Origin of the sequence: uncultured Rikenella sp. (assembly GCF_910577125.1) — a bacterium.
In the GTDB taxonomy this organism is placed as follows: domain Bacteria; phylum Bacteroidota; class Bacteroidia; order Bacteroidales; family Rikenellaceae; genus Rikenella.
Genome location: NZ_CAJTMN010000089.1, coordinates 1 through 7,947, shown reverse-complemented (window position 1 = coordinate 7,947; position 7,947 = coordinate 1). Strand labels below are relative to the sequence as shown.

Annotated in this window: 12 protein-coding genes; 10 read left to right on the top strand and 2 right to left on the bottom strand. The window is 55.2% G+C overall.

Going from position 1 to position 7,947, the window contains the following annotated elements; translation table 11 throughout:
* Nucleotides 1-188: 188 nt before the first annotated feature.
* On the bottom strand, nucleotides 189-440 hold the full coding sequence (locus tag QZ292_RS08535; RefSeq protein ID WP_294600556.1) for a hypothetical protein: 252 nt from the start codon (nucleotides 438-440) through the stop codon (nucleotides 189-191).
* Between QZ292_RS08535 and QZ292_RS08530 the strand changes: the two genes are divergently transcribed.
* The 10 genes from QZ292_RS08530 to QZ292_RS08485 all read left to right on the top strand — a co-directional run bounded on the left by QZ292_RS08530 (nucleotide 439) and on the right by QZ292_RS08485 (nucleotide 7,013).
* On the top strand, nucleotides 439-1,515 hold the full coding sequence (locus QZ292_RS08530) for a TlpA disulfide reductase family protein (RefSeq protein WP_294600554.1): 1,077 nt from the start codon (nucleotides 439-441) through the stop codon (nucleotides 1,513-1,515). The genes QZ292_RS08535 and QZ292_RS08530 overlap by 2 nt on opposite strands.
* Before the next feature lie 16 nt (nucleotides 1,516-1,531).
* Entirely contained in the window at nucleotides 1,532-2,056 is a 525-nt protein-coding gene (locus QZ292_RS08525) for a TlpA disulfide reductase family protein (RefSeq protein WP_294600552.1), read from the top strand.
* Nucleotides 2,057-2,107: 51 nt separating this feature from the next.
* Nucleotides 2,108-2,719 (top strand): ribonuclease HII, encoded by a 612-nt coding sequence (locus QZ292_RS08520; protein ID WP_294600550.1) that lies wholly within the window; start codon nucleotides 2,108-2,110, stop codon nucleotides 2,717-2,719.
* A 148-nt stretch (nucleotides 2,720-2,867) separates the two neighbouring features.
* Entirely contained in the window at nucleotides 2,868-3,143 is a 276-nt protein-coding gene (locus QZ292_RS08515) for a hypothetical protein (protein WP_294600548.1), read from the top strand.
* Between the two features lie 36 nt (nucleotides 3,144-3,179).
* Nucleotides 3,180-3,497, top strand: a complete 318-nt coding sequence (locus QZ292_RS08510; protein WP_294600546.1) for a hypothetical protein — start codon at nucleotides 3,180-3,182, stop codon at nucleotides 3,495-3,497.
* Between the two features lie 21 nt (nucleotides 3,498-3,518).
* Nucleotides 3,519-3,797, top strand: a complete 279-nt coding sequence (locus tag QZ292_RS08505) for a hypothetical protein (protein WP_294600544.1) — start codon at nucleotides 3,519-3,521, stop codon at nucleotides 3,795-3,797.
* Between the two features lie 36 nt (nucleotides 3,798-3,833).
* Entirely contained in the window at nucleotides 3,834-4,169 is a 336-nt protein-coding gene (locus tag QZ292_RS08500; RefSeq protein ID WP_294600543.1) for a hypothetical protein, read from the top strand.
* A gap of 20 nt (nucleotides 4,170-4,189) precedes the next feature.
* Nucleotides 4,190-4,834 carry a hypothetical protein gene (locus QZ292_RS08495; RefSeq protein ID WP_294600541.1) on the top strand — a complete coding sequence of 215 codons (645 nt, stop codon included), beginning with the start codon at nucleotides 4,190-4,192 and terminating at the stop codon, nucleotides 4,832-4,834.
* 18 nt (nucleotides 4,835-4,852) lie between these two features.
* Entirely contained in the window at nucleotides 4,853-5,479 is a 627-nt protein-coding gene (locus QZ292_RS08490; protein ID WP_294600539.1) for a hypothetical protein, read from the top strand.
* Nucleotides 5,480-5,498: 19 nt separating this feature from the next.
* Complete coding sequence (locus QZ292_RS08485; RefSeq protein WP_294600537.1) at nucleotides 5,499-7,013, top strand: hypothetical protein; 1,515 nt, start codon at nucleotides 5,499-5,501, stop codon at nucleotides 7,011-7,013.
* An 82-nt stretch (nucleotides 7,014-7,095) separates the two neighbouring features.
* Here QZ292_RS08485 and QZ292_RS08480 read toward each other — a convergent pair whose 3' ends face one another.
* On the bottom strand, nucleotides 7,096-7,767 hold the full coding sequence (locus QZ292_RS08480) for a Crp/Fnr family transcriptional regulator (RefSeq protein WP_294600535.1): 672 nt from the start codon (nucleotides 7,765-7,767) through the stop codon (nucleotides 7,096-7,098).
* Nucleotides 7,768-7,947: the final 180 nt, after the last annotated feature.

Sequence of the window (7,947 nt, the reverse complement as noted above, 5' to 3'; positions counted from 1 at the left end):
GCGCGACCCTTGCGGGTCGCAGAGTTTCGGCCTTGATTTTTTCCGCGCGCCTTGGAAAATCATATTCAAAAGCGGGAAACGCTTTTGAATGATTTTCCTGTTAAGGCGTCGGCGCGCGTTTGGTTTGAGGGTACTGCGCTCGGGCCGCGCGGGCCCCACGTCCCGTGGACGGGCGAAACTTCGTTTCGCTACGGCTGTGTCAGCCCACTTGCCAGTAAAACACCCTGTGGGTGCGAGAGGCAACGCAACGGAAAACCGTAGGCGTGGCCGTTCGCGCTGCAGGTGTAGAGGTACTGCGAATAGAAATGCAAGTCCAGACCGTTGAAGTCGTCCGTGGCCGCAGACCAGCAGAACCCGTCGTTGCCGATGCCGAGCAGCGCGCCATCCGCGTGAAAGCGGTAGCCCGGGGCGGCCCGAAATAAAATATCTTGCCGAATCATGAAAAAATCCCTTTTCCTGACACTCCTGACCTTGTTTGTCGGAGGCACAGCCTCGGCCTGGAAAATCGAGGGCCGGATTACCGGCGTGGACGACAAAGATTCGGTCAAAGTCCGGATTTTCCGCATCTGGCACAATAGCGGAGTCAGTTTCGATACCGATACCATCCGGGATGGACGGTTTTCCTTTTCCGGGACGCTTCCCGCGGGAGAGCGGGCGAAAATGACGATCTCCTCCTCCACCGGTCGATACACCGGCAGTTTGTGGATGACCGACACCACCCGGATGCAGATCATCGGTACGGGCGACGGTGACTGGACGGCGGTCAGCAACGAACCCGAACAGGCGATCGAGGCGGAGATACGGGCTGTGGATTTGTCCGACCTGGATGCCCTGATCGAGAGCGACGAGGGATATGAGAAGTATGGCGATTCCGTGTGGCGCGTATCCGTGGAGCGGCTGTGGCCGGTTTATGTCCGTTATCCCAACTCGCAGGCGATGCTGAACAGCCTGGTGTCTTACGTTAGGTTCGGCGTTGTGCCGAAAGAAAAAGCACAGTGGATTTACGACCGGCTGACCCCTGAAAATCGGGCGACGCTGGAGGGGCGGTCCATCGCTCTGGCGATCGATCCGCCGCACGTGCCGCAGGTCGGCGAACCGTTCGTCGACTTCGAGGGGGCCGATACGTCGGGGCGGGTCTGCAAACTGTCGGATTATGCCGGACGGGGGAAATATGTGTTGCTCGACCTCTGGAGCTCGGGGTGCGGCGGGTGCTATGCCGCTTTTCCGGAGCTGAAGAAACTCTATGCCGAGTACGGTGACCGGCTGGAGATCGTCGGCATCAGTCTCGACGCTTCGAAAGAGATGTGGCAGGGGGCCGTTCAGTGGCAGCAGCTGCCGTGGAAGCAGATCTCGGACGGGATGGGAACCTATGCCGGCGCAGGGGCGATCTATCGGTCGAACGTGATGCCGACCTACGTGCTGATCGATCCGCAGGGGACGATCGTCGAGTGGTGGTATCCCGGGCAGGGCGATTTCCAGAGCCGGTTGGTCGGGCCGTATCTGAAAAAGAAATGATAAACACGCGACAAAGATGATAAAAAGGTGGCTGTTCGGCGCGTTTGCGCTGCTGTTCGCCGGCACCGTTTCGGCGCAGGAACCCGCCCGAAAGGTCGAGGTGGGCGACAAACTCCATGATGTCGAGCTGCATGACACGAAAGGGAACTACTCCTACCTGTCGGACTATGCCGGGCAGGAGGGGAAATACCTCCTCGTTCTGTTCTGGACGTCGAACTGCCCGCGGTGCCACGCCTCGTTCCCCGAGGTGGCCAAATACGCGGAACGGTATGCCGACTCCCTTTCGGTGGTGGGGGTGATGCTGAGCGACAACCACGACGGCTGGATGGAGATGTACAAATACCGGAAACCGTTCGCATGGCCCAATCTGTCGGACGGTCAATTGTTGAACGAAGGGGCGGCGGTGCCGTACGGAATCGGCCTTTATCCGACCTTCGTGCTGGTGGAACCGACGGAGGGGCGGATCGTGCGGATGTGGAGCGGATTCAAACTCGACCGTTTTCAGGCCGAAATGGAGCCTTATTTTGCTCTGGTGCGGTAGTTTGTGCGGCGCTATGTTGTTCGGGTCTTATTTCGGGCTGTTTTTGGGGCTATGCTGGCATTGAATCTGTACGGTGGGGTCGAGGTGGGGCTCGACGAGGCGGGACGGGGGCCGTTGGCCGGTCCGGTGTTCGCCGGAGCGGTGCTGCTGCCGGCCGGCTTCCGGGACGAGCGGCTCGACGATTCGAAGAAGATGAGCGAGCGGGATCGGTATGCCGTGCGTGAGGTGATCGAACGCGAGGCGGTGGCGTGGGGAGTGGGGGAGGTGTCGGCGGCCGAGATCGATGAAATCAATATCCTGAATGCCTCGTTCCGGGCGATGCGGCGGGCTTTCGCGCAGCTGCAGGAGCGGCTGCCGGCGGGTGTGGTGCCGGAAAGGCTCTTGGTGGACGGCAACCGGTTCCGCCCGGGGCAGTTGCTGATTCCTTACGAGTGTGTGGTCAAGGGGGATGCGAAGCTGGCGCCGATCGCTGCGGCTTCGGTGCTGGCCAAGACTTGGCGGGACGATTACATGCTGCGTCTGCATGACGAATATCCGGCCTACGGGTGGGATCGCAATAAGGGCTATCCGACGGAGTTCCACCGGGAGGCTATTCTGCGGCACGGTCTGTCGCCTTATCACCGACGAACGTTCTGTCGTCGGTTTCCGTTATTTGGGGAGTAATTATACCTGTTTGTAGCTGTTAAAGAGTTGGATAAGTCGTTGGTGTTTATTATATTGCCAACAACTTATCCATTTTTTTTGTTTAATGCCGGGCGGAACCTCTTCGTCCAAGAGTTTTTCGGCCCTGCAAATTCTAAAACATCTTGTCATGAAGCTCAAATTCTTGGGAGGTATGGCCGTCTTTGCGGTGCTCTCCGTAGGTTCTCTTTCGGCTCAGCATGTGGGTTTGAACGGCGTTTTACAACGTTCGGTGGTTGAACGCGTGCAGATGCCGCTGGTTTTTTCGACTCGCGACAGCCTGTTCGCCCTCTCTTTGCCGACGGCCGACGAGGGGCCGGCGGAGGTCTATGTTCAGTTGACGGTCGGTCGTAACGGCCGGGTGAAGGAGAAGAAGACCCGGGTGAATGCCAACCATGTGGGGTAATACGTTGCCCCGGCGTTTACCGCCGCCGTGAAAGGCTTGCGCATCGACCGGGATTCGGTTCCTGCGCTGGCGGGCCGGGATACTTCGGTGGTGCTGACTTTTCCGCTGGAGTACCGCTGTGTGCTGGATACGATGACCAAGGCGTGGCCCAATGCGGGTGATCGATTGAGAGAATCTGTATATAATCCATGCTATTTTTCAGGAAGCCCGCAACGTCCGCTGACTTTAGGTGAACTGGATGATAATATGAGAGGCCATGCTTATGTGGGGGTGTCTGCTGTGGAAAGTCTGTATCGCCAGGCTATCCCTACCCCTATTTGGTACTATCTGGTATTTTGGGGCGATTTGAAATGACAACCCTTAATTGTTGTAATTATGAAAACTTTACGAGTGTTTTATCTGGGGCTGGCTCTGGTGGCCGGTTTCGGGACTTTAGTACAGGCAGAACAGCCTGTTTTGGAGCGGGTTTTACAACGTTCGGTGGTCGAACGCGTGCAGATGCCGCTGGTTTTTTCGACTCGCGACAGCCTGTTCGCTCTCTCTTTGCCGACGGCCGACGAGGGGCCGGCGGAGGTCTATGTTCAGTTGACGGTCGGTCGTAACGGCCGGGTGAAGGAGAAGAAGACCCGGGTGAATGCCAACCATGTGGGGTAATACGTTGCCCCGGCGTTTACCGCCGCCGTGAAAGGCTTGCGCATCGACCGGGATTCGGTTCCTGCACTGACGGGTCGGGACACGTCGGTGGTGTTGACCTTTCCGTTGGAGTATCGTTGCGTGCTGGACACGATGACCAAGGCGTGGCCGAATGCAGGGGAAGAATTGCAAACAACATTAAAAATTATTAATACAGAGGCTTATCCATCAATGTCTCATTTTGATAATTATCGCCCAATGACTAATGTAGACATTGAAAATGCTGGACGTAAAGAAACCTCGCGCAGTATCTCATTTGCGGAATGGAAATACAAACAGACAATACCCACTGCAATTTGGTACTACTTGGTTTTTCTTGGCAATCTAGACTAATCTTTTAAACCCAACTTCATATGAAAACACAAATATTACGTACCCTGTGTATGGGGCTGGCTCTGTTGGTCAGTTCTGTGACTTTTTTACAGGCAGAACAGCCTGTTTTGGAGCGGGTTTTACAACGTTCGGTGGTCGAACACGTGCAGATGCCGCTGGTTTTTTCGACTCGCGACAGCCTGTTCGCTCTCTCTTTGCCGACGGCCGACGAGGGGCCGGCGGAGGTCTATGTTCAGTTGACGGTCGGTCGTAACGGCCGGGTGAAGGAGAAGAAGACGCGGGTCGGAGCCAACCACGTGGGGCAGTATGTCGCCCCGGCGTTTATCGCCGCTGCGAAAGGCTTGCGCATCGACCGGGATTCGGTTCCTGCGCTGACGGGTCGGGACACGTCGGTGGTGCTGACTTTTCCGCTGGAGTACCGCTGTGTGCTGGATACAGTTAGTAAGAAACCGTTTGGTGGCGATGATTGGATGAGGCAAGTCAGTAAACGGTTAAGTGAAAATTCCTATTATAATGCATATCGTCCGATGACTCTGGAAGAGATAGATAAAAACATGCATGAGCACACCCAGGCAGCTGTTTCTACAGCGGAATATTACAGGAATAAAACTGAAGCGACAAGGGTGTGTTATTATTTGGTCTTTCTTGGTGATTCGAAATACTAACCTTTAATCGTTGTAGTTATGAAAACTTTACGAGTGTTTTATCTGGGGCTGGCTCTGGTGGTCAGTTCTGTGACTTTTTTACAGGCAGAACAGCCTGTTTTGGAGCGGGTTTTACAACGTTCGGTGGTCGAACACGTGCAGATGCCGCTGGTTTTTTCGACTCGCGACAGCCTGTTCGCTCTCTCTTTGCCGACGGCCGACGAGGGGCCGGCGGAGGTCTATGTTCAGTTGACGGTCGGTCGTAACGGCCGGGTGAAGGAGAAGAAGACGCGGGTCGGAGCCAACCACGTGGGGCAGTATGTCGCCCCGGCGTTTATCGCCGCTGCGAAAGGCTTGCGCATCGACCGGGATTCGGTTCCTGCACTGACGGGTCGGGACACGTCGGTGGTGCTGACCTTTCCGCTGGAGTATCGCTGCGTGCTGGACACGATGACCAAGGCGTGGCCGAATGCGGGTGATCGATTGAGAAAAGATTTATATAGTTCGTATAGTTATTTCTCAGATCATCCTTTAAAAAACCATGAATTGGAACAAAGCATGCAACATTCTGCCTATATAACAGTAACGATGGCTCAGTCAGATTATATGAAAACTTTACCTACCCTAGTTTGGTACTACTTGGTTTTTCTTGGCAATCTAGACTAATCTTTTAAATCAACTTCATATGAAAACACAAATATTACGTACCCTGTGTATGGGGCTGGCTCTATTGGCTGGTTGGTCGTGTACGAAAGAGCGATCTTACTCCGATCGGAGTGAACGATCGGCAAATGCAATTGCCGAAGCCCGGGCTTATTATGAAAGTACGGCTGCGCCGCTGACCAAAACGGTGGCGGGGCGGGAAGTACCCATCAAACCGTTGCCGGGGACCATGGCACCCTTGTGGGATCGGGCGGTCGCGGTGGTATCGTCGGACGGAACGTCGTGGGTCGATGTGCCGATAGAGGCTGCGATCACCTATACGGCGGTTCGGGGCGGTCTTCACGACCATGAGGAGGGGGAGGCTTGCGGAGACCATTCGCCGGTTCAAACGGTTCAGAAGCTGTCTGTTTATACGGCTGCGGACGGTGGGCAACAACTGTCAGTCGTTACAATTGTCCCGGAGTCGGATTGCACGGTGGATGTGACGGGGTTCTCTTCGGCGACGGGGTTGGCGGACTTCAGCGGTTTCGCTTCATGGCACGATTTGACGGGTAAATTGATCCGGGTAGCCGGTTACGAACAGGGAACGAAAACAGCCTGCGTCGAAGCAACGGGCGATAATCGGACGGAAATCGGTGCGGTGGTGGGGAATACGATTTTATATCCGGAAGCCACTAATGCCTGTATAACGAAAGCAGGTTGGGGAGCTTGTAATTATTGCCATGAAGATAATTGTGAGGCAGTAAATGATGGGATGCAGCATTGTAATGTTTGTGGCAAATATGATCCTCCAGCATATCCTTGGAAATCCAAATGTATCTGTGCCCGTTGCAGTACTTGCGGGCGACGTGTCAAGGATCCTGGTGGGATGACTGTTACGTGCACCTGTGGAACTAAGTTTACCCCTGCGGTTTGCAAGATTTGCGGCAAACTGGTTTGTTCCCATTTATGCAGCGCGGAAATCAGAGATGATACACCACCTCCCGTCCAGGATCCGGTGACGGCACATTCGGCGATGTTCGATGCGTTTTTCAGCCCGCGCTATGCCTCCGACCTGATCCGGATGATGAAACTGGCCGATCAGATGCTCGACCGGGACTACTGCAAACGGGGAGACGAATACATACACGGCATGTATGTGTTGGAGGACGGGGTACTCCAAAATGCCGTACGGGCCGAGGCTCGTACCAAAATGCGAAATCATTTTATCCGCTATACCAAAGGTTTTGTTTCGTCGCGAGACCTCTCTACACTGGCCGAGGGGTTGCATCCGGTGTTGGACTCCTATGTCGATGTGCAGACGAAAGCCGAGATGTTGAATTATTATTCTTATCTCTCACCGATCCAGATTGTCCACGGAATGAATACTTCGCCTTATGTGAACAATCCGACTCCGTGTATGGAGGCTCTGGAATATATTTATACCGAATTGCTGAAGATGAATGCCTCGACGCAGGAATCGGCAATCGGTGCATTGTTCGATGCCTGGGAAAAACGGGCTCAGGGGGGTGAGGATTTGGTCGACCCGATATTGTAGGAGTGATAAAAATCGTTCGGCCCTGATTGGGTATCATTTGCCAATCAGGGCCGAATTGTGTGTCTGATTCGATAAACCGGGGTTATTGCGGTGCCACCATCGCTTCCAGCAGGCTCCGGTTGCGGAGCATGATCTGGTGTTCCGACAGCTCGATGGCGCCGCGCTTGGCGAGTTCGCCCAGCGTTTGTTCCAGCGCGTGCCGCGTGATATCCAGTTCGTCGGCCATCTTGTCGAGCTGCAGAGGTACGGTCTCTCCCTCGGCGGCCGACACGGAGGAGAGCAGCAGGGCGGCTACTTTCTCGGTCAGCATCAGGACGGAAAGGGCGTAGATTTTTCGCGAAAAGTAGTTGGCCCGGTTGGAGATGATGTCGATGAAGTTCGACAGGACGACGGTATTTTCCTGCATCATCTCGAACAGCGCGCCCCGGTGCAGGGTCATGATTTCGGTGCCGTTCTCGTTGGCGGTCACGTCGATGGGCAGCCGGTTGTAGCCGCCGAACAGAAAGGCGGGGGCGATCAGCTGCGGGGCGGGGATGTTGTCGATCACACGTCTCCGGCCGGCTGCGTCGGTCACTTCGCCGCGGACGGAGCCGCGCAGGATGATCATCAGGCCGGAATAGGCGGTGTCTCGCCGGGCGATGAGGGCGTTCTCGGCATAGGTCTCGGTGGTGTAGGCGGCGTGCGACAACAGGTCGGTGATGGTCTGTTCGTCTAAACCGCGGAACAGGGGCGATTCTCGCAAAATAGGATACATAATTAACTGGGTTTTATTTTTGTGCCGACTGGCTGGAACTGCCGCTTTTTGTAAAAAGCGGCACCAAAAACTTTTAGTTAGCTACGCTACTCCTTAGGCTCCGCAATCCTCATTCTTCGTGATTACTTTTGGGTCGGGGTTGTAGCGCGCTAATGCGAGCTAAACCTTATTGCGCGCTAC

Coding starts and splice junctions, on each gene's coding strand:
- QZ292_RS08485 (WP_294600537.1), top strand. CDS start 5,499: ATGAAAACACAAATATTACGTACCCTGTGTATGGGGCTGGCTCTATTG.
- QZ292_RS08480 (WP_294600535.1), bottom strand. CDS start 7,767: ATGTATCCTATTTTGCGAGAATCGCCCCTGTTCCGCGGTTTAGACGAA.
- QZ292_RS08495 (WP_294600541.1), top strand. CDS start 4,190: ATGAAAACACAAATATTACGTACCCTGTGTATGGGGCTGGCTCTGTTG.
- QZ292_RS08490 (WP_294600539.1), top strand. CDS start 4,853: ATGAAAACTTTACGAGTGTTTTATCTGGGGCTGGCTCTGGTGGTCAGT.
- QZ292_RS08530 (WP_294600554.1), top strand. CDS start 439: ATGAAAAAATCCCTTTTCCTGACACTCCTGACCTTGTTTGTCGGAGGC.
- QZ292_RS08535 (WP_294600556.1), bottom strand. CDS start 440: ATGATTCGGCAAGATATTTTATTTCGGGCCGCCCCGGGCTACCGCTTT.
- QZ292_RS08515 (WP_294600548.1), top strand. CDS start 2,868: ATGAAGCTCAAATTCTTGGGAGGTATGGCCGTCTTTGCGGTGCTCTCC.
- QZ292_RS08520 (WP_294600550.1), top strand. CDS start 2,108: ATGCTGGCATTGAATCTGTACGGTGGGGTCGAGGTGGGGCTCGACGAG.
- QZ292_RS08525 (WP_294600552.1), top strand. CDS start 1,532: ATGATAAAAAGGTGGCTGTTCGGCGCGTTTGCGCTGCTGTTCGCCGGC.
- QZ292_RS08505 (WP_294600544.1), top strand. CDS start 3,519: ATGAAAACTTTACGAGTGTTTTATCTGGGGCTGGCTCTGGTGGCCGGT.